26 protein-coding genes are annotated in these 24,626 nt (G+C 37.5%); 14 read left to right on the top strand and 12 right to left on the bottom strand.

All coding sequences use genetic code 11. The annotated features are described in order from the left end of the window. The 3 genes from F935_RS05180 to F935_RS05170 form a co-directional block, all read right to left on the bottom strand. Positions 1-1,152 carry a phospholipase A gene (locus F935_RS05180; RefSeq protein WP_016137934.1) on the bottom strand — a complete coding sequence of 384 codons (1,152 nt, stop codon included), beginning with the start codon at positions 1,150-1,152 and terminating at the stop codon, positions 1-3. Between the two features lie 20 nt (positions 1,153-1,172). Next, positions 1,173-4,112, bottom strand: coding sequence for an insulinase family protein (locus F935_RS05175; protein ID WP_016137933.1), 2,940 nt, complete (start codon positions 4,110-4,112; stop codon positions 1,173-1,175). Positions 4,113-4,363: 251 nt separating this feature from the next. After that, complete coding sequence (locus F935_RS05170; RefSeq protein WP_016137932.1) at positions 4,364-6,454, bottom strand: TonB-dependent receptor; 2,091 nt, start codon at positions 6,452-6,454, stop codon at positions 4,364-4,366. Positions 6,455-6,887: 433 nt separating this feature from the next. On the opposite strand from F935_RS05170, the gene F935_RS05165 reads away from it, so the two are divergent. The 8 genes from F935_RS05165 to F935_RS05130 all read left to right on the top strand — a co-directional run bounded on the left by F935_RS05165 (position 6,888) and on the right by F935_RS05130 (position 12,562). Further along, on the top strand, positions 6,888-7,892 hold the full coding sequence (locus F935_RS05165; RefSeq protein ID WP_016137931.1) for an adenosine kinase: 1,005 nt from the start codon (positions 6,888-6,890) through the stop codon (positions 7,890-7,892). Between the two features lie 16 nt (positions 7,893-7,908). Further along, a complete protein-coding gene (locus F935_RS05160; RefSeq protein WP_016137930.1) occupies positions 7,909-8,217 on the top strand; it encodes a Rieske (2Fe-2S) protein in 309 nt (102 codons plus the stop codon). 25 nt (positions 8,218-8,242) lie between these two features. Beyond that, on the top strand, positions 8,243-8,851 hold the full coding sequence (locus tag F935_RS05155; protein WP_016137929.1) for an OB-fold-containig protein: 609 nt from the start codon (positions 8,243-8,245) through the stop codon (positions 8,849-8,851). A 376-nt stretch (positions 8,852-9,227) separates the two neighbouring features. Continuing rightward, the gene (gene cydP, locus F935_RS05150) at positions 9,228-9,422 is read left to right on the top strand and encodes a cytochrome oxidase putative small subunit CydP (protein WP_016137928.1); all 195 of its coding nucleotides are present in this window, start codon (positions 9,228-9,230) and stop codon (positions 9,420-9,422) included. After that, positions 9,422-11,008 (top strand): cytochrome ubiquinol oxidase subunit I, encoded by a 1,587-nt coding sequence (locus tag F935_RS05145; RefSeq protein WP_016137927.1) that lies wholly within the window; start codon positions 9,422-9,424, stop codon positions 11,006-11,008. Before cydP ends, F935_RS05145 begins: the two co-directional genes overlap by 1 nt. Continuing rightward, positions 11,005-12,150 carry a cytochrome d ubiquinol oxidase subunit II gene (cydB, locus tag F935_RS05140; RefSeq protein ID WP_016137926.1) on the top strand — a complete coding sequence of 382 codons (1,146 nt, stop codon included), beginning with the start codon at positions 11,005-11,007 and terminating at the stop codon, positions 12,148-12,150. The genes F935_RS05145 and cydB overlap by 4 nt, the downstream gene beginning before the upstream one ends. Before the next feature lie 10 nt (positions 12,151-12,160). Then, the gene (gene cydX / locus F935_RS18250; RefSeq protein WP_000270276.1) at positions 12,161-12,262 is read left to right on the top strand and encodes a cytochrome bd-I oxidase subunit CydX; all 102 of its coding nucleotides are present in this window, start codon (positions 12,161-12,163) and stop codon (positions 12,260-12,262) included. Beyond that, the gene (locus F935_RS05130) at positions 12,263-12,562 is read left to right on the top strand and encodes a cyd operon YbgE family protein (protein ID WP_016137925.1); all 300 of its coding nucleotides are present in this window, start codon (positions 12,263-12,265) and stop codon (positions 12,560-12,562) included. It begins immediately after the preceding gene. Between the two features lie 13 nt (positions 12,563-12,575). Here the strand turns inward: F935_RS05130 and F935_RS05125 are convergent, their stop codons facing one another. The 6 genes from F935_RS05125 to F935_RS05100 form a co-directional block, all read right to left on the bottom strand. After that, positions 12,576-13,100: a GNAT family N-acetyltransferase gene (locus F935_RS05125; protein ID WP_016137924.1), complete on the bottom strand. Its 525-nt coding sequence runs from the start codon at positions 13,098-13,100 to the stop codon at positions 12,576-12,578. A gap of 78 nt (positions 13,101-13,178) precedes the next feature. Then, positions 13,179-13,847 carry a YccT family protein gene (locus tag F935_RS05120; RefSeq protein WP_016137923.1) on the bottom strand — a complete coding sequence of 223 codons (669 nt, stop codon included), beginning with the start codon at positions 13,845-13,847 and terminating at the stop codon, positions 13,179-13,181. A 218-nt stretch (positions 13,848-14,065) separates the two neighbouring features. After that, entirely contained in the window at positions 14,066-14,662 is a 597-nt protein-coding gene (locus F935_RS05115; RefSeq protein WP_016137922.1) for a nitroreductase family protein, read from the bottom strand. 186 nt (positions 14,663-14,848) lie between these two features. After that, positions 14,849-15,961: a signal recognition particle-docking protein FtsY gene (ftsY, locus tag F935_RS05110; RefSeq protein ID WP_016137921.1), complete on the bottom strand. Its 1,113-nt coding sequence runs from the start codon at positions 15,959-15,961 to the stop codon at positions 14,849-14,851. Positions 15,962-16,081: 120 nt separating this feature from the next. After that, complete coding sequence (locus tag F935_RS05105) at positions 16,082-16,408, bottom strand: hypothetical protein (protein WP_004791944.1); 327 nt, start codon at positions 16,406-16,408, stop codon at positions 16,082-16,084. 104 nt (positions 16,409-16,512) lie between these two features. Continuing rightward, a complete protein-coding gene (locus F935_RS05100; protein ID WP_016137920.1) occupies positions 16,513-16,872 on the bottom strand; it encodes a hypothetical protein in 360 nt (119 codons plus the stop codon). Positions 16,873-17,089: 217 nt separating this feature from the next. Here F935_RS05100 and F935_RS05095 point away from each other — a divergent pair, with 217 nt between their 5' ends. The 3 genes from F935_RS05095 (at position 17,090) to F935_RS05085 (ending at position 18,666) form a co-directional block, all read left to right on the top strand. Then, positions 17,090-17,323 (top strand): SEL1-like repeat protein, encoded by a 234-nt coding sequence (locus tag F935_RS05095; protein ID WP_003652111.1) that lies wholly within the window; start codon positions 17,090-17,092, stop codon positions 17,321-17,323. Positions 17,324-17,712: 389 nt separating this feature from the next. Then, positions 17,713-18,087, top strand: a complete 375-nt coding sequence (locus F935_RS05090; protein WP_016137919.1) for a DUF2750 domain-containing protein — start codon at positions 17,713-17,715, stop codon at positions 18,085-18,087. A gap of 147 nt (positions 18,088-18,234) precedes the next feature. Further along, entirely contained in the window at positions 18,235-18,666 is a 432-nt protein-coding gene (locus F935_RS05085) for a CBS domain-containing protein (protein ID WP_016137918.1), read from the top strand. A 55-nt stretch (positions 18,667-18,721) separates the two neighbouring features. On the opposite strand, the gene F935_RS05080 is transcribed toward F935_RS05085, so the two are convergent. Beyond that, the gene (locus tag F935_RS05080) at positions 18,722-19,930 is read right to left on the bottom strand and encodes an aspartate aminotransferase family protein (RefSeq protein ID WP_016137917.1); all 1,209 of its coding nucleotides are present in this window, start codon (positions 19,928-19,930) and stop codon (positions 18,722-18,724) included. 227 nt (positions 19,931-20,157) lie between these two features. Here F935_RS05080 and grxD point away from each other — a divergent pair, with 227 nt between their 5' ends. Further along, positions 20,158-20,499, top strand: coding sequence for a Grx4 family monothiol glutaredoxin (gene grxD / locus F935_RS05075; protein WP_004643080.1), 342 nt, complete (start codon positions 20,158-20,160; stop codon positions 20,497-20,499). Between the two features lie 47 nt (positions 20,500-20,546). Here grxD and F935_RS05070 read toward each other — a convergent pair whose 3' ends face one another. Beyond that, positions 20,547-20,870, bottom strand: a complete 324-nt coding sequence (locus F935_RS05070) for a hypothetical protein (RefSeq protein WP_016137916.1) — start codon at positions 20,868-20,870, stop codon at positions 20,547-20,549. Positions 20,871-21,113: 243 nt separating this feature from the next. Between F935_RS05070 and F935_RS05065 the strand changes: the two genes are divergently transcribed. Further along, complete coding sequence (locus tag F935_RS05065) at positions 21,114-22,013, top strand: LysR family transcriptional regulator (RefSeq protein WP_016137915.1); 900 nt, start codon at positions 21,114-21,116, stop codon at positions 22,011-22,013. Positions 22,014-22,053: 40 nt separating this feature from the next. Here F935_RS05065 and map read toward each other — a convergent pair whose 3' ends face one another. Further along, positions 22,054-22,848, bottom strand: coding sequence for a type I methionyl aminopeptidase (map, locus tag F935_RS05060; RefSeq protein ID WP_016137914.1), 795 nt, complete (start codon positions 22,846-22,848; stop codon positions 22,054-22,056). A 353-nt stretch (positions 22,849-23,201) separates the two neighbouring features. On the opposite strand from map, the gene brnQ reads away from it, so the two are divergent. Continuing rightward, positions 23,202-24,503 carry a branched-chain amino acid transport system II carrier protein gene (brnQ, locus tag F935_RS05055; RefSeq protein WP_016137913.1) on the top strand — a complete coding sequence of 434 codons (1,302 nt, stop codon included), beginning with the start codon at positions 23,202-23,204 and terminating at the stop codon, positions 24,501-24,503. Positions 24,504-24,626 lie beyond the last annotated feature (123 nt).

The raw sequence follows: 24,626 nt of genomic DNA, 5'->3' as shown, positions 1-24,626 counted from the left end.
TTAGTACCAGTTCATGAGTGAAACACCCAAGCCTGCGTAGGTTGCTCGATGATTATAGTCAATTAAACTTTCACCGTAACCATTAAACAACTGGAAGTGTCCACGCAGTTTGCCACTGATTGGAAAAGCCCAATCAAATTGAACAGCGCCATGAGAATCATCACCGCCTTTCAGTGAATGACGCAGCATTAAAGAGAAGTCATTTTCCTTCCACTTATAAAATGCTGTTAAATCACCACGACCAACGTAATCTTCAATATCTGGGTTATTATCATCTTTGCTGTCTTCTTCAAGACGAATCCATGGACGAAGCATTACAGCAAAGTTACCGCGCTCTAATCCAACGTTAAAAATCACACGGTTCCAGCTACGAGATAATGGATCTGAACGACCATTTGATTGGTGGTTTAAGGTAACCCCAAGCAGACGCCCATCTAAACCAAGCAATTCATAGTTTGTTCTAAAGATTAAACTTGCTTCAGGTTCATAATTCGTTTCACGGAAAGGACGAGACTCTTCAGCATTAAATGTTTGCCAACGTGAAGACTGGGTATAACCCACCCACAAATCACCATTATTGCCAAAAATATTTTCCCAAGCTTTGGTCTTTAAAGAAATCTGAAATTTACTTTCTGTTGATTTCAGATTTTGATCTTCTGTCACCGTATTATTTGGGTTTGGACTATGTGGCAACTCATTTTTGTCACTGGTCCAGAATACAGGTAGTAAATAGACTGGCTGATAAGCACGAATATTCCAGACCCCTAATTTACTTTTTTCAGACAACTCCCAACGTTGATCTAACAAAGATGTAGTAGGTTCAAGTTTCGGCGCTTTACCAATTATTTTGATATTACTCACTGTATCTACAACCTTCTCTTTAAAAGTTTCAGGTGGAACAGCAGGTGCATCAATTTTTTTAACAGGCTCTGGTACAGCCGCAGCTTGAATAACTGGTAAAGCTGACGGTTTAAATACAGAGTCATAACAAGCCAGACGATCGGCATTCGAAGCAAGAGCAACACATGCATCTACTGTCGCGGGGGTTACAGGTGCCAAGGTGTCAGCATATGTCACAGACGCACACAAACAGCTAAGCACGATTCCCATGCTTAGCTGTAAAGATGTGCGTTCAAATTGTCTGAACGCCATGTTCATCTCCAATCTTTATTTTAATTCACTTGTTGAATGGTAAAGCCTAATTGCTGCAATTCATCGCGTTTAGCAAATGGTGCAACTACAGCTTTTACAGGAGTTTGCTCAACTAAATATTGACGAGCAACACGTTGTAAATCATCTAATGTTACATGCAACAATCTCTCACGTAAGATACGGCGGAAAGTTGGTGTTCTTGCATGCAACAATGCATAACATGCAGTAATCGCCTCACCCGCTGGTGAACCTGGTTTATCCATACTTGCAACTAGGCCAAGAATCGCTTCTTCAAGCTGATGAGGCTGTTGTTCCGTATTTAATAACCATTGCACACTTGCTTCAAAGTCTTTAAAAGTTTCTGCTAAACGTGGGTCACGGTAACTATAGAAACGGAATGAACATGCATTCCCATCATAACTTGCTCCGCCACCATACGCACCGCCTTTCTCACGAATGGCGCTGTGTAAGAACCCATTACGTAAATAAGCTGCCAATACCATTAACGGAGCTGCATCTGGATGCGACACATCTACCGCCTGATAAGCTGAAGCACAGAACTGAACATTTGCCTGAATTAACCATGCTTCATGATTATTGTCATTTGCCTGTTCTACGTGAGTTAATTTTGTTTCAGTTGCATCAACGTTTAGTTTATCCCAAACATTTTGGATTTCTTCAACCAAACGTTCAGACTGATGTTCTTCACATACAAGCAAGAACTGTTTAGGCGCTTGCAATAATTTACGATGAATACATTTTAATTCTGCGATCAAATCATCATATGCAGCAGAGTCTTGAGTAATCTTAGTAACAAGTTCGCCTAACCAGTTTAATGCACCTAAACCAGTGTTTTGATAGTCGCGTTGAGCCAATGCACTCATATTACGTGACGCAATTTGCATTGCATAACTATGGCCCGCTCCAGATAAGCGAGATTGCCAACGTGTTTTACGTTGTTGCAATAACTCAATAATTCGTTCTTTCTCATCAAATCGAAGCTGTTCAAATGCTAATTTTAATAAATGAATGGCATCAAACTTCTGAGTCAACGATTTAGTCGTTAACGTTAACCAAGCACTAATTTTATCTTTGTCATCAACCTTACTACGCAATGAAGCGCCCATTCCTAAACCACCACTTACAGCTGTTTGTAAGTTTTGTAGTTCAAGATAGTCATATTCACCTGCACCCACTTCGCCCATCAAGATAGAAAGCAAATTGAAATAAGGTGACTTCACAATATCTTCAGGAATTTGAATAAGTACTTGTTGATAGTAAATACCGTTCGTACCAGCATGGTACAAATTCAACGGCGTATCCATACGATTACAAAGAATTTCGCGTAATTGACCCTGTACAATATGCAAGTCAGCAGGCACATCTTCCAAACCTACTTTTGGTAATAGTTCAAGGTTGTCTGGAGTATCTTGACGCTCCTCTAGAGCCTTGGTATTAGCGACAATTTCAGCCTTATCAGCGTCAGTTAACTTTTCACCAATAGCGGCTAAACGTGCTTTTTCTGCTTCCTGCTCTTTTACAGACTTAGTTGGGTCTGGAACTAGAGTCATCTGAACACGATGTGGGTTGTCAAGCAAATGCGTTTGAATCAGATTTGATAACCACATTGGGTCTTTCAATTCTTCTTTAACTTGTGCAATTGCGCTGTCAACATCCCAAATTTGAATTGGGTCATTGTGGTGGATCGCACCGCTTAAGCCATTTAAAATTAAACTTAAGCCATAAGGTGTACCATCACCATTAATTTCACGTTGATGCAACTCAATCTGATGCAAAATTGCATCGACTAAATTACTATCAATTGGTTTTGCAGCAACATCACGTAGAATATTTAAAACACCATCTTTAAAGCTTTGCGCATGCTCTGGGTTTGAACCTTGAACACCACAGTAGAAAGTCATTTCAAAATTACTGTCATCTACGCCCATTAATGGACCTGTTGATTGAGCATAACCACATGTTTCTAGGTAATGACGTAGTGGTGAAGCTGAATTTTCTAACAAAATTCCTTCAACCAAACGCATTCCCAAACGCAATTTCACTTCATTTGCTTCTGGTAATAACCAAGATAGAACATGATAAGTTTTATCTTTTAAATCATCACTATCAACACCATAGTTTTCTGTTACTTCAATTGGCGCAGCTAAACGCTTTTCGGGCTTAGAATATAGAGTTGTTCCAGCAGAAAATTTATGTAGAGCCAGTTTTTCAAATTGCTCTTGCAACTCATAGGCTGTTTGATTACCAAAGGTCATGAATACAGCATTACTTGGATGGTAATGTACCTTGTAAAAATCGACTAGCTGCTCATACGTTAAATCAGGAATATCTTTCGGGTCACCGCCTGAGTTGTAATGATAGGTCGTTTCAGGAAATAAATGATGAGCCAACTGATGATAAAGTTGGTCAGACGGTGCACTCATCGCACCCTTCATTTCATTAAAAACAACACCTTTATAAACAGGTTGCCCATTTTCTAGTTCAATACGAATACCTTCTTGAGCAAAATCAAGCGGATTCAAATTAGCAGCAAATGCCGCATCAAGATAAACAGAGAGTAAGTTTTGGAAATCTTTTTTGTTTTGAGTAGCAAATGGATATGCAGTCCAATCTGCTGCTGTAAATGCGTTCATGAACGTATTTAAAGAACGGCGAATCATTAAAAAGAACGGATCACGTACCGGAAACTTTTCAGATCCACACAAAGCGGTATGTTCTAAAATATGTGCCGTGCCTTTAGAGTCCATAGGTTGTGTTCTAAAAGCAACAAGAAATACATTCTCATCATAGTCAGTTGCCAAGTGATAATGCACCGCACCTGTGACTTTATGCTTATATTCAGACACTAAAATATCTAATGCTTCTACATGGTGCTGACGTAGCAACTGAAACGCAGGGTGAACAGTTTGAGAAATGGTTTCAGTGACATCTACAGTCATGTGATCTCCTAACATATCGGATAAGTGAATAAGTCTCATTATAGCCTGAGTCAGCTTGAGATTGGCGAACAAAAGCCAAGTAAAATACTATGTTTTTGTTGAGTATTAGTTTTCATTGGCACGGCTTTGATATCAAGCACATAGCCATGAACGTTTTATCCTACCAGAACAAAAGCTTTTAATTCTATTTATATATTACCCAATAAATAAAAAAGCCCATCAAGTTGATGAGCTTTTAGAAAAACTTTTACTTAAAAACGATAACGAAGTGCAATTTGAGCATTCAGTGGATCGCCCATCATATTTGAATCATTGGCTCCGCTATGTCCAGAAACAAAGTAATCGCGATCAAACAGGTTGTTTAAGTTGAAGTTCACATCGTAACGCTCACTTTGATAACCTAATGCTGCATTTACAACAGCATAGCCTGGTAAAACATTCTTGTTATCTGGCGCACTAAAGCGTGATGATTCACCACGTCCGCCTACCGCCGCATACCAATGATCATTAATTTGATATTTTAACCACAGGTTAGCAGTGTTGTTTGGCGTAAGCGCAGAATGATTGCCTGTCAATCCAATAGCCGATTTTTCAATCTTACCATCCATATAAGAATAGCCAGCTAATACTGATAATTGATCAGTTAATTGACCAGCTACCGATAATTCAACACCCTTGGTTTTTTGCTCACCTGCTAATACTGCTAGTGTTGAATCTGTAGGGTCTTGATTTTGAATATTTGTCTGACTCATTTCAAACAAAGCCAATGTCACATTCAATTGATCATTTACATCCCACTTCGCACCAACCTCAATATTTTCAGTTTTTGTTGGGCTCAAATCATCACTGTTTTTATATAAAACAAATGAATCAGCCAAAGGCTGGAAAGATCGGTTATAAGAAGTGTAGAAGGAAATATTGCTTACTGGCTGATAAACGAATCCGATTCTTGGAGAATAGGTGTTATCAGTTCTATTTAATATTTGAGACTTCACTTTATCATTACGATCTTGTGACAAATTATCATAGCGTAGGCCAACTAAAACTTTCAGCTGATCTGTAACTGTCATTAAATCTTGTAAATAGATACCGTAGTTTTCAAAGGTATTACTGTTGTTATTACGAGCAGCTGTTGAGCCTGTATTAATAGGAGCCCAATACTCTAATTCAGGATTATACAAATCAGTTGTGGTTTTAGCTCCTTGCCAAAGTATTTCATCTTTGTGCTGCTTACTATACTCCGCACCAATCAAAGTATTGTGCTTTAAAAATCCTGTATTAAATAAACTACTTAATTCTTGCTGAACATACACGCCATCTTCATTACGTAAGCGCTTATTTTGAGTCAAAGTAATTTGTGACTTATCAGCGGGATGTGAATCAACACTATATTGACGGTCTAATGAATAATTATAATGACGAACTGCACCATGATATTTTAGATTATCATTAAACTCATGATCTAAGCTTATGGTTTGGCTTGAAATTTCAGTATCAACATCACCAACTTCTTTACCGTTTAATGCACCATAAAAAGTTTTAGGGTTTGTTTTAACTGGTTTACCTGTAATTGGATCGGTCGGGAAACCTTGATCTGCTAAACGGTCATCATGCAAATAGTCAGCCTGAATTAAAAGCTTTGTCTTGTCTGAAATATCCCATTGTAAAGATGGAGCAATCGCTTGGCGTTTTAAAAAGGCCTGATCACGATAACCATCTGAATCTTCAACTGCGCCAGTTAAACGAACCTTAACATTCTCTGCTACTTTTTCATTCACATCGACTTCTGCACGGCGTTGCCCTGTTATACCACCAATCAGACTCACTTCACGCAAAGATTCATCCGTTGGTTTCTTATTAATTTTATTAACTAATCCACCAGCAGAACCACGTCCATATAATACAGAAGCAGGCCCTTTTAATACTTCAATACGCTCAACATTCGACATATCGCGAAAATACAATGCATCATCACGAATACCATCTACATAGTTATCTGTGATTGCAGAGAAACCACGAATCATGACCTGATCACGTTGCCCATCACCTACACTAAAGCTCAGACCAGCAACGTTTTGCAAGGCACCTTGCATGGAGGTTACAGTCTGTTCTCTTAAAACTTGTTTAGGCACCACATTTACGATTTGAGGAACATCTTTTAATTGCATAAGTCCTTTAGTTGCAGTTGATGCTTGTCCCACTTCTTGTTTTAAGCTTTGTCCCTTTTCAGCTTTTACTGAAATTGTTGGAAGATTCGTTACAGCCTGTTGGTCTGCCTCTACGGCATATACATGGCTTGTCATAACCCCAACTGATGAAATAAATAAAATAGAACGCTTCATGTAAGTTCGCTACGAAAAATTTCATGCGAAGTTTCAATGAAATACACTGTATTTGTAAATATTAGCAAGAATCATTATTAATTGATAATATTTATTAAAACTATGAGTTCAATGGCCTTGTTAAATCAGCCCTAACTTTAAAAATCATCTTATTAAAAAAAGAATTACTATGAGGTGTATTTATTCCGCTAGCCCCCCATTTTTTAATAAAGTAACGGACCTCTCTCCATAGCCATCTTTAAATTCCTTAAAGTTGATAATGAAGATGCTCATAAAATGCCTGAGCTGACCTACTTATGATCTTAATAGTATTTAAACAACAATATTTTCCCTTCTAATTTTTGAATTAACTGAATTTTATTCAACAAACTACAGCAAATCCAAGCAATGGTGTAAACTTAGCAATCTGATTTTTTTATTTGTGACAACACATATGGCAACTGTAGATCTTTTTGCAATTGGTAATGCATTAATCGACCAAGAATTTAAAGTGTCTGATGATTTTCTGAATCAACAAGGCCTGCAAAAAGGCACAATGCAGTTGTCCGATGGTGACACTCAATCTGCTCTTTATGCAGAGTTAAAACAGCACCAAGACTACAAAGGTCAAGCAAGTGGTGGTTCAGCGGCAAATACGACTGTAGCTTTCAGTGCATTAGGTGGAAGCGCTTTTTACGGTTGCCGCGTTGGTAACGATGATTTAGGTGCAATTTATCTGCAAGGTCTAAATGAAGCTAACATCCAGACCACACCAAAATCGATTAGCGAAGGCGTAACTGGTACCTGTATGGTACTCATTAGCCCAGACTCTGAACGCACAATGCACACCTATTTGGGTATTACAGCTGAACTCTCTCAAGATCAAATCGATTTTGAACCATTAAAAACAGCAAAATGGCTTTATATTGAAGGTTATCTTTCTACAAGTGAAACGGCTCGTAAAGCTGTAAAACAAGCAAGAGAAATTGCAAAAGCAAATGGCGTTAAAATCGCCCTATCTCTTTCAGATCCTGCGATGGTGCAATACGCTCGCGAAGGCTTGGAAGAACTTATGGATGATGGCGTAGATTTACTATTTTGTAATGAACAAGAAGCCTTAATGTATACAAATACAACATCCGTAGAAGATGCTCTGGCTCAATTACGTTTTAAAAATCATACAGTAGTCATTACACAAAGTGCTAAAGGTGCTTTAGTTTCTAACCCAGCTCAACATTTCCATGTTGCTGGACGTCATGTTGAAGCCGTTGACACAAATGGTGCAGGCGATGCATTTGCAGGCGCATTCCTATATGCCCTAAATTACCATCAAGATTTGAATGCGGCAGCTCAGTTAGCTATCTTAATTTCGAGTGAAGTAGTCTCTCAATTTGGTCCACGTTTAGCTGTTAATGATTATGCTAAACTTCTTGAAAATTTTCAGAAGGAATGTGCTTGAAATGGAAAGGATCTGTATGACGGAAGAAGTTCCTGAGCGCGAAGCTAGGGCTTTTGACACTTTACAAGGAACTACTATTTTCGTTACGCAACGTGACGGCGCATTCTATGCTTATCAGAATTTATGCCCTCACCTACAAACTGAGCTTGAATATTTAGAAAATCAATTTCTAGATCAAGACAAAGAATATATCCAATGCTCTACCCACGGTGCTTTATTTTCTGTGGAAACTGGCGAATGTATTTCAGGTCCTTGTTTAGGTGATTTTTTAAATAAAGTTGAGCTTAAAGTACATTCAGATGGCGGTATCTATATCGTAGACTGAAGCTATAAACATTAGAGTTTCTGCCATGGCTGATTTCTTTTTCAATTATTATCTTATGCCATTTCACTTAAGTGTAGTGGCTTTGATATTGCTCAGCGTGGTAGAAACCATTGGTATGTATATTGGACTCCGTCCAAGTCAGTTACTCAAAAAAATTGCACCGGATTGGCTTTCTAACTCACCGCTACTTAATGTTAAATTTTCTAAAGCTTTAATTTTCGTTTTTTTACTCATCAATTTCAGTTATGCAGGTTACTTTTTACAACTCTCTTTCTTCGCAATACAGCATTACTTTATTTCACCATTTTATTTAATCGTCCCCGCACTAGTCATCGCAATCTTTTTTACTGTGTTCATGATTCACTGCCTTGACCAAGTAATTAAGCCAAAGCTTACTCATACTAACTATAACCTCTTAGGTCGATTAGCTACTATTTCAAGTGGTAATGCCAGACCTGGTTTTTCTGCTCAAGCACGCGTACGTGATGAATTTGGCCAACTTCACTATGTTCAAGTAGAACCAGAATATGGCGAACTCGAATTACACTCCCAAGTCATTCTTGTCAGAGTGCATAAAAGCCATTATGTGGCCAAAAAAATCTCTGTATCCAACGATCTTTTTGCACCCGATTAATTCTTAATAATTGTTGTAGTCCATTATTGCTTTTTGCAGGCTTTATTGCGCCCTTATTTTCTTATTTATTTAATTAATTAATTATTATTCCGAGCACCTTAGTTGGAAATAAAGTTAATAAATATTATATACAACCATTTTAGTTGGTATTAAATTAAAACAAACTATTTTAATAAACTTTATATTTTTTATTTACAAGTGTTTTAGTTGGAATTAACAATCAATTCAAACCATTTTAGTATGATATTTATTTTAAAATAACAAGTACTTGTTTTATATAAACTAATTATTTAAATATTCATTTTAAATATATTTAATGTTTATTTTTATTATATTTTGATTAATAATAAAATTATTATCAAATGAGGTTTAATTTATGAGCCTTTATTTTAAAAATCTTAATAGTCGTTTAATTAAAGAAATCACTATTATTCTAATAATAAAAATAGTGCTTCTTTTAATGATTAAACATATTTGGTTTGATGCTCCCACCATCCCCAAAAATTTCGACAATCAGGTCGCTGAGCATATTGCTGGCGATAACATTTCCAACATTAAGGAGACACGTTGATGATTTCTGAAAGCGTGGTTGATCTTTCGCGGTTTCAATTTGCGATGACCGCAATGTATCACTTTCTTTTCGTCCCTTTAACTTTAGGTTTGGCATTTATCCTTGCCATCATGGAAACCACTTATGTCATTTCTGGTAAAGAAATTTACAAAGATATGACTAAATTTTGGGGAAAATTATTTGGTATTAACTTTGCTTTAGGGGTTACGACTGGCTTAACAATGGAGTTCCAATTTGGAACAAACTGGGCTTATTACTCACATTATGTTGGTGATATTTTCGGTGCTCCATTAGCAATCGAAGGCCTGATGGCATTCTTCCTTGAGTCGACATTTATTGGTCTATTTTTCTTTGGATGGGACCGGTTAACTAAGGTTCAGCATCTAGGCGTAACATGGTTAGTTGCACTAGGTTCTAACATGTCAGCGCTCTGGATTTTAGTGGCTAATGGTTGGATGCAAAACCCAGTAGGTGCTGCATTCAACTTTGAAACGATGCGCATGGAATTAGTTGATTTCGGCGCACTTATCTTTAACCCTGTAGCTCAGGTTAAATTTGTACACACTGTATCTGCAGGTTATGTAACTGGTGCAATTTTTGTACTTGCCATCTCAAGCTACTACTTGCTTAAAAAACGTGACCTTCCTTTCGCACGTCGTTCATTTGCAATTGCGGCAATTTTCGGTCTTGCATCTACACTTTCAGTGATTTTGTTAGGTGATGAATCTGGCTATGAGCTAGGTGATGTTCAAAAAACTAAACTCGCTGCGATTGAAGCTGAATGGGATACCCACCCTGCTCCTGCTCCGTTTACTTTGTTTGGTGTACCAAATCATGAAGAAATGCGGACAGATTATGCAGTTAAAATTCCCTACGCATTAGGTTTAATTGCAACTCGTTCAACAACCAAAGAAGTTACTGGTCTTAAAGACCTCATGCAACAGCATGAAGTCCGTATTCGCAACGGTATGCTTGCCTATGCTGAACTTGAAAAGTTACGTGCAGGTGATCGCTCACCAGAGTTATTGGCTTCATTTGAAAAAAATCAAAAAGATCTAGGTTATGGCCTACTTCTTAAAAAATATGCACCAAATGTAGTTGATGCAAGCGAGCAAAATATTAAAGCTGCTGTAAAAGATACTGTTCCAAATGTTACAGCGCTATTTTTCTCTTTCCGTGCAATGGTTGCCTCTGGCTTCTTAATGCTATTACTTTTCATTTTAGCAACTTGGGCTGTAGCAAAAAGAAATGCTGAAAATAAACCTTGGCTACTTAAATATGCATTGTTTGGTCTGCCACTTCCTTGGATTGCTGCACAAACTGGTTGGTATGTAGCTGAAGGCGGCCGTCAACCATGGTCTATTGGTGAAATTTTACCAACCCACCTATCTACTTCTAGTTTAAGTACTGGTGATGTATGGGGTTCGATTCTTGCGCTAGCAGCGTTCTATACCGCACTTTTAATTATTGAAATGTACTTAATGATTAAATTTGCTCGTCTAGGACCAAGCTCTTTGCACACTGGTAAATATCATTTTGAAAAGCAAGAACCGAAAACCGCAGTTAATGGGGAGGCCTTATCATGATTGAATATGAACTATTAAAAATCATTTGGTGGGTGTTAGTTGGCGTACTACTGATCGGCTTCGCTCTGACCGATGGCTTCGATATGGGTTCCATGGCTCTCATGCCTTTTGTTGGAAAAACCGATAGCGAACGCCGTGCTGCGATCAATACGATTGCACCGCACTGGGATGGGAATCAAGTCTGGTTTATTACGGCGGGTGGTGCACTATTTGCCGCATGGCCAATGGTATATGCGGTAGCCTTCTCAGGTATGTATTGGGCTTTACTGCTGGTTTTATTCGCCCTTTTCTTGCGACCAGTAGGTTTTGATTACCGTTCAAAACTTGCAAACACAAAATGGCGTAATTCTTGGGACTGGGGCCTGTGCATTGGTGGTGCTGTTCCAGCCCTTGTGTTTGGTGTTGCCTTCGGTAATTTATTTCTGGGCTTACCATTTAGTTTAGATGACACGCTACGCTCTGAATATACAGGCAGCTTTTTTGCCCTTCTCAACCCATTTGCTTTAATTTGTGGTGTTGTCAGTCTATCTATGCTCTGTGCGCATGGTGGTGCATGGCTCATGTTGCGTACAGACGACGCTTTAAAACAGCGCTCTGCCAAAGCAACGCAGATCATGGCAGCTATATTTTTAATCTGTTTTCTTGTTATGGGGGCATGGCTGTATTTTGGGCAAGTACCCGGTTATAGCTATGCAGTTGCTATTAATCCAAATGCTGCACTCAACCCTTTAGCTAAAGAAGTGGTTACCAATAGCAACCCTGGCTGGATGAACAACTACAGCATCTATCCAGTGACTAAAGTTGCTCCAGTTCTGGCAATCTTAGGCGCAATCATCGCAATTTTTGCCTCATCAAAAGCAAAAGCAGGTTTAAGTTTCACTGGCACAAGTTTAATGATTGTCGGAGCAATTTTAACAGCAGGCTTTGCACTATTCCCATTCTTACTTCCATCTAGCATTAATCCTAATTCTAGCTTGACGATGTGGGATGCTGTTTCAAGCCACCTTACTTTAGGCGTGATGACAGTCGCTGCTGGCATTTTTGTACCACTCATTTTGATCTATACCAGTTGGTCTTATTACAAAATGTGGGGCGTCATTACCAACAAACACATCGAGTCAAACTCGCATAGCTTGTATTAAGGAGAAGCAAATGTGGTATTTCGCATGGATCCTTGGCATTTTGATGGCATGTTTTGCAGGTGTACTCAGTGCACTTTATATCGAACATCATCAAAATCTAGATGAGGAATAAATGATGGCAAAAGCAATGACAGCATCAAATCATCGAAAAGCTCAAGCATTTGCGATGGCCCTTTCTTTTCTGTTGGCATTGCCTCTTGCTGCAATTTTGTTGGTTTACCCTTCACTGATGTTAGATGCCAACGGACACTACAATCATAGTCAACTCATGTTGGTAATGATCGGTATTTCTGGTGGGTTTATTTACGGAGTAGGTTTCGTACCTAACTTCTGGTTATGGAAATGGCTATTTAGCCCATGGATAGCATGGCCTCTCATGCTTTTAGGCTATTACATCTGGTTTCTAACCTAAACAAAAAAAGACCTCATTTGAGGTCTTTTTTCATTTCAATTAATTTAATAAGTACCATTGGCACCCCTACATCTGCGTCAACTGGATACGGCTGTTCATTACCCGTCTTCATATATCCACGTCGTTCATAATAAGCTATCAATTCTGAACGAACATCCAACACATACATGACAGCATTGACCAGATGAGGATCTTCTTTCAATGCATATTGCTCTGCATATTCCAAAACAGATCGGCCTATTCTCATATTTTGAACATGAGGATCCGTACAAAACGTCCCAACCTCAACCTGATTATTTTCAAATGTGAGACCAATACATGCAACAATTTTAGAAGGATTAGTTTCCGCTACCAATAATGTCGAATTCACTAATTGTAGCTGTTCTTCTAATTGATGCTCTGTAATACGTTGTCCTTTTACCCACTCAAGCTCTGTTGTCCAACTTCGACCTTGTTGTTCTCGATAAGACTTGTTAATTAAATCTACGAGTTGTGGAATATCGGCAAATTGAGCTAAACGGAAATTTAAATTAGTCATAAAGTATACTTAGGCTATTTATAAAAATTCTAAAAATAAAGCCGATATTAAATCGGCTTTATTTAAAATAGCAATTTATTAATTTGATTGTTCAGCTAACCATGCCATAAATTTTTGACGCTCGGCTTTAGAGGCTTTCTGCCAAGTTTCCACTAAACGTTGATCATTCGTTTGTGCTACACCCGTTACCGGCATAGACGTTGGAGCTGGTACAACCTGAGAGTAAGTAGGTTTAGCCGATGCATACACGGCCTCAGGCTGTGGTTTAGATGATTTAGTCGTAAAATCACTTACCTTACCTAGTAAGCCAGTTGCAAACCATGGTTTTGCTTCATTGTTTGCACCCGTTTGTTTCACAATTAATTCATTATTTGCACTGTACAAAGCAACTGTTGGCTGCTCAGCATATTTTTTCGCATTTTCATAATCTTTAGGTACATCTACCATCGAAAGCTTATAAGTTTTCCCGTCTTGCAATGTAGGCGTTTGAATTGTAACTACGCCAGATTTAACAATGTCATGCTCACCATTTAAATGTTCAAAATATTCTTGGTAGCGCACACTTAAGCTGGTTTCACCCGCATCGACTTTATAATTATTTTTAGATGAACGAAATAACCCAGAATTGACTTCTTGACCATTCACAGCAAGGATTACAATTTCCTCTGGTGCTGTAATCGCAACTGCTGAAAATACTGAACCGCTGAGTAATAAACCAATTGCAGCAACACTTAATCTTAAAGTCATCTGTCTCTTTCTCTATATTTGATAAGCTATGAAATCATGAGCAATATGCAATATGATTGTGACTATTTTATGACAGAGTATTTTTCGGCTAATTTTCTGTTTTATTATTATTAAATATACATTTGAATTTTATCAATTTCTGTTTGATTTAAGCTTTTTATTAATTCTAAGCCCATAAAAAAAGAGCACCCCAATAGGTGCCCTATTTTATCTTTCAATTAATTGAAAGTTTTAAAACGATCAGCATCATTAATAAATGCTTTTTCGCCTGCTGGTGCTTCAACTGAACCAAATACTAATTGAGCACGTAATTTCCAAGTTGCAGGTACATCAAATGCTTCAGCAGCATCAGCGTCAACAATCGGGTTGTAATGCTGTAAAGAAGCACCTAAGCCTAGCTCAGAAAGTGCTGTCCAAGTCGCAAACTGAGCAATTGCAGTTGAATGCTCAGACCAAACTGGGAAGTTGTCTGCATATAATTCAAATTGCTCTTGTAAGCTTTTAATAACAGCTTGGTCTTCATAAAATAATACAGTTCCAACACCAGCTACAAAGCTATCAATTTTTGCATTTGTACCAGCAAAAGAATCTGCAGGAACAATTTTACGTAATGCTTCACGAACTAAGTTCCAAAATTTAGCATGTGATTCACCATAAAGTGTCACCACACGTGAAGATTGCGAGTTGAATGATGATGGACTATGTTTAACCGCTTCACGGATAGTTTCTTCGATTTTAGTGCGATCTAATGCAACATTTTTACCAATTGCATAAATTGTACGACGATTTTTAATTTTATCTAAGAAAGTAGACATTTTGTTATTTCCTACCTATTGATTGACCATGGGTCGTTGTTTGGGAATGAATACAGTGTATTGAACTCATTTTTTATAATCAGCATTAAAAATATGACAGTTCGTTTTATTTTCGCAACAATAAAAAAAGATATACATATAAAAAAGCTCCACCATTTAGTGAAGCTTTTTACTACTGATAACCAGTTATTTATCAGTTTCAAATAGTGCAGCAACAAATGATTTCGCCGAGAATGGTCTTAAATCATCAATTTTTTCACCAACGCCAATAAAACGAATTGGTACATGAGTACGACTTGCAATATTAAATAGCACGCCGCCTTTTGCAGTTCCATCTAACTTGGTAATTGTAATACCAGTTAAACCTACAGTCTGGTCAAACTCTTGCACTTGGTTAATCGCGTTTTGACCTGTACCCGCATCTACCACCAACATAATTTCATGAGGTGCAGTTGCATCAATTTTTTGCATTACGCGTTTAACTTTTTTAAGTTCTTCCATCAGGTTGCTTTTATTATGTAACCGACCTGCTGTATCTGCGATTAATACATCAATTCCTTTAGCACGAGCACTCTCAAAGGCATCAAAAATAACAGAGGCACTATCAGCTCCGTGACCTTGGGCTACAACAGCAATATCATTACGCTCACCCCAGATCTGTAATTGTTCTGTCGCTGCAGCACGGAATGTATCCCCAGCAGCCAACATTACTTTTTTACCTTCACCTTGCAAACGCTTTGCTAATTTACCAATTGTTGTGGTTTTACCAACGCCATTTACCCCAACCATTAGAATCACAAAAGGCGATTTATTAGGGTCAATATGCAAAGGTTTAACACGTGGAGCCAACAAAGCAACCAACTCTTCTTGTAATGCTTTATATAGAGAGTGGGAATAGATCAAATCACCACGAGCTGTACGCTCTGTCAAATTGGTAATGATCGTTCTAGTTGCTTCGACACCAATGTCTGCAACCAATAATTGCTCTTCGACTTCTTCGAGTAACTCATCGTCAATTTCCTTTCCGCCGATCAAGATATTGACCATACCATCAGCGAAATTACGACGAGTTTTGGTTAAACCTTCTTTCATCCGGCCAAAAAAACCAGATTTTGGTTGTTCAACTTCGGTATCTGTAGAAGCCAATTCAACTTTGGCAACTTCAATATTTTCTTGTGATTTAACAGGAGATTCAACGATGGGAACATCGATAGCAGGTAAATTAGGTAATGTGACATCGTCATCACCGATCTCAGCATCTATCAAGAATTTATTTTGCATATTCGATTGTTGCTCCATGCGGATTCCTTGAAAAGCAGCGCGTTTAAAAAGATAAAGTTTAGCATAAATTCAAAAAATTGCCTGCCACAATAGTGCTCAAAAAGCTTTGTAAACCAAGATTTAGCCTGATTCACTCATTTACTGAGTATCTTCCTGAGCGAGTGCCGGATATTGCTTAATATGAGCACCTTCAAATTGGTAAGCATGCATTAACTTTAAATACTCTGCCCGATGAATTTCCGACTGAGCTATAAGTAACTCAGCCATGTCTTGAGTTCTTGGATAAGTCGCCTGATGAGAAAGTTGTATAATTCGTTGATATTGATCCGGACTAATAGGCCGAAGTAATGCTAAATATGACAGCACAAAAATACAGCCAATGACAATAACCACAAATAGGTTAAAACATTGATCAACTTTTAACTCAGACTTTAATTTAAGAAAATTTTGTTTGAATATGAGCATGACCTACCTCGAATTAGTGTAGTGTAGGGGTCAATACTCATAAGTACAAGATCAAACATCCAGTAAGGTTAATAATCGTACCTTACTGGATAGTATGAGTATGCTTAACTTATTAGTGAACGAATGACGGAAAAGTATAAAATTGCTGCAATAATCACTAAGACTAAAAACATAGCAAAAATACTTAACCCTTCTTCTGCATCTGCTGGATGCAACTCGTCTTCATCAGCAATTTTTCGAAGCTCCCCATCATAAACTTGATAAAACCAGCTTTTTTGGGTGGGTTCCAAATGCCCAGCAAAATCAAACACCCTTTTGCGCTGTGCAAGGCAATAATCCCCTAAATGGATTTCCTCATGAAAGATAGCTTCATCTAATAATTTACGGTGATAATGGGCCAGTTCTATGATTTGTTCCTCTTTAGGAGGAGTGTCAAAAACAAAGCCGTCGATTGTATTTGTCATATTTTATTCTCCTTGTCTTTTATTCTCATATTGATTTTAATCAAAATTATTTGTGAATAATGTTTAATCATGTATCCTAATAGTGAACTAAGCGAAATGCGCAAATAGTTGACAAATCCATCAATTTGTAATATTAGTTTAATAATTCTAAGTTAAATTAATTTAAAGGCAGCAGCCTTTAGAAAAAAGTAATCATAATTACAATAAGGAGTTTTATATGATTCAACGTATCTCTCATCATGATTTAGAACATGTATACGCAACTGCAGTAAACACTATTCATTCTCAAATGAACTTTCAAGATGCAGTTACACAGTTAGAAGAAGTTGCTCGCGCTGGGCACGGTAAAGCTGCTCTATTCTTAGCAGAATTGTATTATCAAGGTTTCCGTGTTGAACGTGACTCACTTAAAGCACAATATTGGCAAAAGTTAGCCACAATGCAAGCATAAAGAGACGTCACTTAGGTGGCGTTTTTTTATACCCGTAAAAATCAAAAGTTATCAATTTATCTAAAGCCTTACTTCGCCACTTCAGTCATGGCTCAGGTGGCGTTTTTTTATGTCTGTAAAAATTTGATATAAACCAATTCACCCCTTATCTCTTCTTGCGCTTCACCAACGCTTTAATCGCTTTGTTTTGCTCAGATGGCATTTTTTATACCCATAAAAGCCCCAAATTATCAATTTATCTAAAGCTTTACTTCACCAATTGAATCGTGGCTCAAGACGAATTTTTCTTAACTGGGAATATTTGTTTACGATTTGATACCTGTTTAAACTGAAATGTCATCTATTTTTTCTATAATAAGCAAGACAAGTTACGAACCATTAAATTGACAATGAATAGTTTAAGCAATCTACAACCGGTTTCAAAAGACTTGATGATTAAGATTTATATTTTAAGAACCATGATGTACTGCGGAGTTCTTTGGGGGTTATTTCATGAAGGCTGGGCAATTAAATCAGACCAGGAAGACTTTATTTTTCCTTTCTGGCTCAATGGATTGCAAGCTCACCGCTATGCCAAAGAACACTGGCCACATTACAAGCCGAGAAGAATTACCCCTAAGGATTTTCACGAGTCTTTATTACCAACCTTAACTCGACTCAATGTTACACCAGCTTTGTTTAATTCTTCTCATCGTAAGTTGAAGTTATCTACACAGCAAATGCATCATTTCTTTTTCAAACATCCGCACTGGTTAAGAACCTAAAGTTTTCTTTAGGTTCTTAACCATAATTATTAGAATGCTTTTTGAACGTTTGATTGTAAAACTTGTATTTGAATGACTATCAAGTCTTTGCATTTTTATAAAATCAGGCTAATTTAAAACAAAATGATAAAACACGGGACAGAAGAAATGACAATCGTTGCACAAGTAATCAAAAACAAATCAGAGCAAGATATTTTTACAATTTCTCCAGAAGCCACTGTCCTTGAAGCAATTAAGATCATGGCTGATAAAGGAATTGGTGCGTTAGTCGTAGCCGAAGGTGAAAAAGTTGTTGGAATTTTATCTGAACGTGACTACATGCGAAAAGTGACGCTGATGGAACGTTCTTCATATAGCACCACAGTTGCTGAAATTATGACATCTAAAGTGCTTACAGTAAGCCTAAACAACACAGTTGAAGAGTGTTTACAGCTCATGACAGATCGCCACTTACGTCACTTACCTGTATTAGACAATGAAAAATTAGTTGGTTTTATCTCTATTGGTGACTTGGTAAAAGCAGCAATGGAAGATCAGAAAAACTTAATTGAACAGTTAAAACAGTATATCTCTGGTTAATGATTTGAAATAAAAAATGGGCCTCTATAAGAGCCCATTTTTTTCATACTAAAATTTAAAGATAATTATTAATCAAAGCGACTAAATGCTCTAATAAGTCATCTGCCTGTGCTTGAGTCATATTAATAGGCGGTAAAAGGCGAACCACAGAACCTGCTGTAACGTTGATAATAAGCTTGTGTTGATCACGAGCAATCGCAACGAGTTCAGCACAGTCTTTAGGTAATTGAATACCAATCATCATCCCAAAACCACGCACTTGAACATTCTTGTCTGCTAACTGTGCGCGAAGTTGATCAACAATATAGCGTCCTACTACTGCCGCATTTTCTACAGCATTCTCTTTTTGGATTGTATCGATTACCGTATAAACCACACGAGAACCTAATACAGTACCACCGTACGTAGAACCATGACTGCCAGGTCCTAATAAACCCACAGCTTTACCCTGTGTCATTACTGCTCCAACTGGAAAACCATTCCCAAGTCCTTTCGCAGTCGTCAAGACATCAGGCACAATATTGGTGTGCTGATATGCAAAATATTTACCAGTACGTCCATTACCTGTTTGAATTTCATCTAGCATCATTAACCAATTATGCTGATTACAAATATTGCGCACTTCTTCAAGATAGCTAAAGCCTTGAGGAGCAGTATTAATACCACCCTCACCTTGAATTGGCTCAATCAAAATTGCAACGATATCTGGATGCTGCAAAGCGGCTTCTTGAATTGCATGCACATCACCAAATGGCACACGAATAAAATCATTCAACAAAGGAGCAAATCCGTCTTGTACTTTTTTATTGCCCGTTGCTGAAAGTGTTGCCAAAGTACGGCCATGAAATGATTGTTCAGCCACAATAATTTTTGGCAAACGCACACCTTGTTGGGTACCAAATTTACGAGCAATCTTAATTGCACCTTCATTTGACTCAGCACCACTATTTGAAAAGAAGATTTCTTCCATACCAGAAACTTCAGCAAGCTTCTGAGCCGCGGCAGTTTGCCAAGGAATTTCAAATAGATTACTGGTATGCACAAGTGTTGCAGCTTGTTCAGCAATTGCTTCTGCAATAACTGGGTGAGCATGACCTAAACCACATACAGCAATACCAGTTAAGGCATCTAGATATTCTGTGCCATCTTCAGTATATAGATATGCCCCTCGGCCTCGTACAAAACTGATCGCTTGGCGACCATAAGTAGCCATTAAGTGTGATGGTTGATCAGGTTGTATTGGAGCTAGGGTAATATCAGTCATAACGAACTCTGTCTGCATGAGGTTTTAAGAAGGGTTTATATAAACAAAAACTGGCTCTGATGAAAAGTCTCATCAATCATTTATCTAAAATTTCGTCCGCTTTTCGCTATCACTTCGGTTTATACAATAAAATATTGAATATTCAATGCAACTTTAAGTATTCAGGTGGTTTGCAAAGCAACATAAACACCCCCTATAATGCTGCTAGATTAGTTGAGGATCTATTTATGACTGAACAAGCACGTGATACTGAAGCGTTAATCCGCGATCAAATTGCGAAGCATCCCGTTTTACTTTACATGAAAGGCACTCCACAGTTTCCACAATGTGGTTTCTCTGCACGTGCTGTAGAGGCGCTCAGTCAAATTGGTCGTCCATTTGCATATGTAAATATTCTGGAAAATCCTGATATTCGTGCAATCTTACCAGCAATTGCGAATTGGCCTACATTCCCGCAACTTTGGGTAAATGGCGAACTTATTGGCGGTAGCGATATCATGCTTGAAATGTTCCAAAATGGCGAATTAAAACCATTAGTTGAACAATATAGCGCTGCACCAGAAGCGTAAATAATAAAAAAGCCAATCAATAGATTGGCTTTTTTATACTCTCAATTTTAAAGATCGCTTACCCCAACATAGCGAAATAAACCTTCCACACCTAAATCAGATTTTAAAACAATCAAATTTTCATAAGATGTTGTCGTTAGAGCTTCAAAAATATTCATATTTGGATCTTCGTGTAACTCATCCACGCTCTGACTCATGCACTCTTCAAATCGATCTGCAACAAATTCGAATCCTAAATCCATAGCAATAAATAAAGTGTGCTCACATGGCTGAACATACTGTTCTTGTGCCCAGTCAATTATCGCTTGTTTGCAAAATGGACACTCAATATTTGAAGAGGCATCGTTAAGTTCTATCAATTGATAAGGCATTAGATTTGAAAAGTAGAGAAAAATATAGTGTAGAAGAAATTGTTAAATAGTTCTATAGACAACCTATAAAGCCTTTTCAAATACCTACATTCGAATTACAAGGTAATTACAATATAATTTCAAAACTCTTTCTATCAATTAAATAATGAATTTATCTCCTACTTACAAAAAACTTAGCATAAGAATTATCGTTGCAAAAATAATGATGTAAAATCATGGTTGTTGCAGAAATAGGATATTTTAATGCTCACTGATCTTGATGATTTTTATTGTTTTGCTCTTGTTGTTGAGCATGGGGGTTTTAGTGCCGCTGAGCGCGTAACGGATATACCAAAATCAAAATTAAGTCGCCGCGTTTACAGCTTAGAGGAAAACTTGGGGGTTCGCTTAATCCAGCGTAGTTCTCGTCATTTTGCTGTTACAGATATTGGGATGGATATTTATAGACATGCTCAAGTCATGATGAATGCGGCGCAAGCTGCCCATGACTTAGTTGATCATTTAAGTATTCAACCTAGGGGTGTAGTAAAGGTTAGTGTGCCCGTTGATATTGCTCAGAATCAACTTCCAAAAATCCTACCTGCTTTCTTAAAAAAATATCCAGAAATTCGTTTGCAACTAATGGTCAGTAATCGCCGAGTAGATGTTATTAATGAAGGAATTGATATCGCATTACGAGTTCGCTCAAAACTTGATGATGATCCAAGTTTAGTTCTTCGACAGTTTGCGCTTATAGAACAAAGCCTATTCGCAAGCCAAGCCTATTTAAATGAGTTTGGAGATATCAAAAATCCAGAGCAACTCAGTGAACATCGTATTTTAAGCTTGTCTGAAGATCACCTTGATCAACAATTCATTTTGCATGGACCTGACAATCAACAGAAGAAAGTCAAAGTTAGCCCTATTGTAATGGGCACAAACATACATATGTTGGCGCAATTGGCGAGTCAGAACTGTGGTATCGCATTACTGCCAGAAAGTGCAGCTGAAGACTTCCTGAAATCTGGGCAACTTATACAAATCTTACCTGAATGGAAAGCGCCTCATGGAATATTACATGCCGTATATCCATCACGCCGAGGATTGCTACCTGCTGTTCGAGTATTTATTGATTATTTAGTAGAACATCTTTCTGAGCGTTAAAACAAAAAAGTTCGATAATTTATCGAACTTTTTTATATTTTTAAATTGCAGGATAATTACCCACACCTTCAGGCCATGGGGTTAATAGTTCGAAGCCAGTATCTGTTACTGCAACCATATGTTCCCATTGAGCAGATAATGAATGATCTTGAGTAATGACGGTCCATCCATCATTTAACTCTTTCACTTGCGGTCTACCTGCATTCACCATTGGCTCAATGGTAAAAACCATTCCTTTCTTTAAGACCAAGCCTTGCCCGCGCTGTCCATAGTGTAAAACATTAGGTTGTTCATGATAGACCTTACCAATCCCATGTCCACAATATTCTCGAACAATACTATAGCCTTCTCGGTGAGCAACCGACTGAATAGCATAACCAATATCACCCAATGTCGCTCCTGGCTTAACAGTGTGAATACCTGCAACCATCGCCTCATAAGTTGTATCAACTAATTTTTTCGCTTGTGGATTTACATTACCCACAAAATACATGCGGCTCGTATCACCAAAATAACCATCTTTAATAATTGCGACATCAATATTAATAATATCGCCATCTTTTAAAATTTTATTCGGCGATGGTATCCCATGGCAAACAACTTCATTGACTGAAGTGCATATCGTTTTTGTAAAACCGTGATATCCCACATTAGCGGGAATAACTTTTAAATTATTTACAATATAGTCATTACAAAGGTTATCTAAATATTCAGTAGATACGCCCGGTTTAATATAGGCCCCTATCATTTCTAAAACTTGCGCAGCCAAGCGCCCAGAAACTCTTAATTTTTCCAGATCTTGTTCAGTTTTAATCGTAACAGTAGAAGCTCTCATTCAATTCTATCCTCGCAGACAAGAAACATGCCCTTCCCTACAAAAACCTAAGGTAATTCAAAATATTTTAGGATGAATATAAGTCAGACCAAAAGCCTAAAATGCTTAAATATTCAGCATTCACAATAAAAATTTATGTTTTTATTCTTACATATTTTTTATGAAAAGTCAGAACTTAAAAAGAAGTTCTTTTAGCCTTTTAATGGCTTTTCAAGTACATACTTTAACCAAACAAACGTTTATAACTCTATATATCGTTTTAACCACCCGAAAAAAAGCTTTTTCACATAAATTAGCGCTTGATCATGATTACTTTTGCTCTAAAATTCCTTCTTTTTTATTAAATTCAATTTATGCAACATCTTCGCACTGGAGATATTATTGCCTTAGGTTTTATGACCTTCGCCCTTTTTATTGGGGCTGGCAATATTATCTTTCCTCCCATCGTCGCTCAACAAGCTGGTGATCATGTATGGCTAGCTGCAATGGGCTTTTTGATTACTGCTGTTGGTTTACCCGTAATTACTATTATGGCACTCTCTCGTATGCAGGGTTCCATTGAAATTATTAGCTCCCCCTTAGGTCGAGTAGCGAGTCTGATTTTAACTGTGGTTTGTTATTTATCAGTCGGCCCTTTATTTGCTACCCCACGTACAGCTACTGTTTCTTATGAGATTGGTTTTTCTTCTTATTTTGGAACCTCAAGTAGCAGTCTTTTAATCTATAGCGCAATTTATTTTTCATTTGTAACTATAGTTTCACTTTATCCAAACAAGTTATTGGACACAGTTGGACATGTGCTTGCCCCGCTAAAAATTATTGCTTTAGCAATTTTAGGCATTGCAGCAGTCATGATACCTTCTGGTTACGTACCTGCTCCAATTAACCATTACGTTACATCTCCAGTTTCTGAAGGTTTCGTAAATGGTTATCTCACTATGGACACGTTAGGCGCACTAGTATTTGGTATCGTTATTATTCAAGCGATCTACTCACGTGGTGTAACTGATAAAAAGTTAGTGACCAAATATGCAATTATTGCCAGCCTCATTTCAGGTGCCGGTCTTACTTTAGTCTATTTGAGCTTGTTCAAATTAGGTCTAGGTAGCCACGAAGTAGCACCAAATGCAGCAAATGGTGCGGTAATTTTACATGCATATGTTCAGCATGCTTTTGGAAATATGGGTTCATTATTCTTAACTGGACTAATTTTTCTAGCGTGTATGGTTACAGCAATTGGCTTAACTTGTGCGTGTGGTGAGTACTTTGCTCAGTTAACGAAATTACCATACAAGCTTTTAGTATTTATTTTAGTTGGTTTCTCTTTCATTATTTCGAATCTTGGATTAACTAAACTGATTGCTATTTCAGTACCTGTCTTAAGTGCAATCTATCCACCAGCAATTGTGGTGATTATGCTGAGCTTCTTCTGGAAATTTTGGCATAAACCTTCTTTTATTGTCGGTTCAGTAACGAGTATTGCTTTAATTTTCGGTATTATTGATGGTCTTAAAGTTGCAGGTTTCGGTGATTATTTACCTGAATTTCTTCAACATTTACCATTAAATGAACAAAACTTAGCTTGGTTGATCCCATCTTTAGTTGTTCTTGCAATTACCGTAATTATCGACAAAGTTAAATTCAAAAATATTTAATCTAGTGGCTTTTTTGAAATCGAGTTTTATCCAAACATGATTTTATATATTGAATAGAATGCTGTGTTTACCCAACCAGCATTTTATTTCCACACTAGTTTTTAATGACAAATCAACAATAGA

The sequence above is a fragment of the Acinetobacter calcoaceticus ANC 3811 genome (assembly GCF_000399665.1).
In the GTDB taxonomy this organism is placed as follows: Bacteria; Pseudomonadota; Gammaproteobacteria; order Pseudomonadales; family Moraxellaceae; genus Acinetobacter; species Acinetobacter calcoaceticus_B.
The sequence above is the reverse complement of the archived record's forward strand: the minus strand, read 5'-3'. Positions and strand labels throughout refer to the sequence as shown.

Coding starts and splice junctions, on each gene's coding strand:
- F935_RS05180 (WP_016137934.1), bottom strand. CDS start 1,152: ATGGCGTTCAGACAATTTGAACGCACATCTTTACAGCTAAGCATGGGA.
- F935_RS05130 (WP_016137925.1), top strand. CDS start 12,263: ATGATGGCAAAAGCAATGACAGCATCAAATCATCGAAAAGCTCAAGCA.
- F935_RS05165 (WP_016137931.1), top strand. CDS start 6,888: ATGGCAACTGTAGATCTTTTTGCAATTGGTAATGCATTAATCGACCAA.
- F935_RS05115 (WP_016137922.1), bottom strand. CDS start 14,662: ATGTCTACTTTCTTAGATAAAATTAAAAATCGTCGTACAATTTATGCA.
- F935_RS05090 (WP_016137919.1), top strand. CDS start 17,713: ATGAATAGTTTAAGCAATCTACAACCGGTTTCAAAAGACTTGATGATT.
- cydX (WP_000270276.1), top strand. CDS start 12,161: ATGTGGTATTTCGCATGGATCCTTGGCATTTTGATGGCATGTTTTGCA.
- F935_RS05160 (WP_016137930.1), top strand. CDS start 7,909: ATGACGGAAGAAGTTCCTGAGCGCGAAGCTAGGGCTTTTGACACTTTA.
- F935_RS05120 (WP_016137923.1), bottom strand. CDS start 13,847: ATGACTTTAAGATTAAGTGTTGCTGCAATTGGTTTATTACTCAGCGGT.
- F935_RS05070 (WP_016137916.1), bottom strand. CDS start 20,870: ATGCCTTATCAATTGATAGAACTTAACGATGCCTCTTCAAATATTGAG.
- F935_RS05085 (WP_016137918.1), top strand. CDS start 18,235: ATGACAATCGTTGCACAAGTAATCAAAAACAAATCAGAGCAAGATATT.
- F935_RS05105 (WP_004791944.1), bottom strand. CDS start 16,408: ATGCTCATATTCAAACAAAATTTTCTTAAATTAAAGTCTGAGTTAAAA.
- F935_RS05170 (WP_016137932.1), bottom strand. CDS start 6,454: ATGAAGCGTTCTATTTTATTTATTTCATCAGTTGGGGTTATGACAAGC.
- brnQ (WP_016137913.1), top strand. CDS start 23,202: ATGCAACATCTTCGCACTGGAGATATTATTGCCTTAGGTTTTATGACC.
- F935_RS05175 (WP_016137933.1), bottom strand. CDS start 4,112: ATGACTGTAGATGTCACTGAAACCATTTCTCAAACTGTTCACCCTGCG.
- F935_RS05155 (WP_016137929.1), top strand. CDS start 8,243: ATGGCTGATTTCTTTTTCAATTATTATCTTATGCCATTTCACTTAAGT.
- F935_RS05125 (WP_016137924.1), bottom strand. CDS start 13,100: ATGACTAATTTAAATTTCCGTTTAGCTCAATTTGCCGATATTCCACAA.
- grxD (WP_004643080.1), top strand. CDS start 20,158: ATGACTGAACAAGCACGTGATACTGAAGCGTTAATCCGCGATCAAATT.
- F935_RS05065 (WP_016137915.1), top strand. CDS start 21,114: ATGCTCACTGATCTTGATGATTTTTATTGTTTTGCTCTTGTTGTTGAG.
- F935_RS05095 (WP_003652111.1), top strand. CDS start 17,090: ATGATTCAACGTATCTCTCATCATGATTTAGAACATGTATACGCAACT.
- F935_RS05080 (WP_016137917.1), bottom strand. CDS start 19,930: ATGACTGATATTACCCTAGCTCCAATACAACCTGATCAACCATCACAC.
- F935_RS05145 (WP_016137927.1), top strand. CDS start 9,422: ATGATTTCTGAAAGCGTGGTTGATCTTTCGCGGTTTCAATTTGCGATG.
- map (WP_016137914.1), bottom strand. CDS start 22,848: ATGAGAGCTTCTACTGTTACGATTAAAACTGAACAAGATCTGGAAAAA.
- cydP (WP_016137928.1), top strand. CDS start 9,228: ATGAGCCTTTATTTTAAAAATCTTAATAGTCGTTTAATTAAAGAAATC.
- cydB (WP_016137926.1), top strand. CDS start 11,005: ATGATTGAATATGAACTATTAAAAATCATTTGGTGGGTGTTAGTTGGC.
- ftsY (WP_016137921.1), bottom strand. CDS start 15,961: ATGGAGCAACAATCGAATATGCAAAATAAATTCTTGATAGATGCTGAG.
- F935_RS05100 (WP_016137920.1), bottom strand. CDS start 16,872: ATGACAAATACAATCGACGGCTTTGTTTTTGACACTCCTCCTAAAGAG.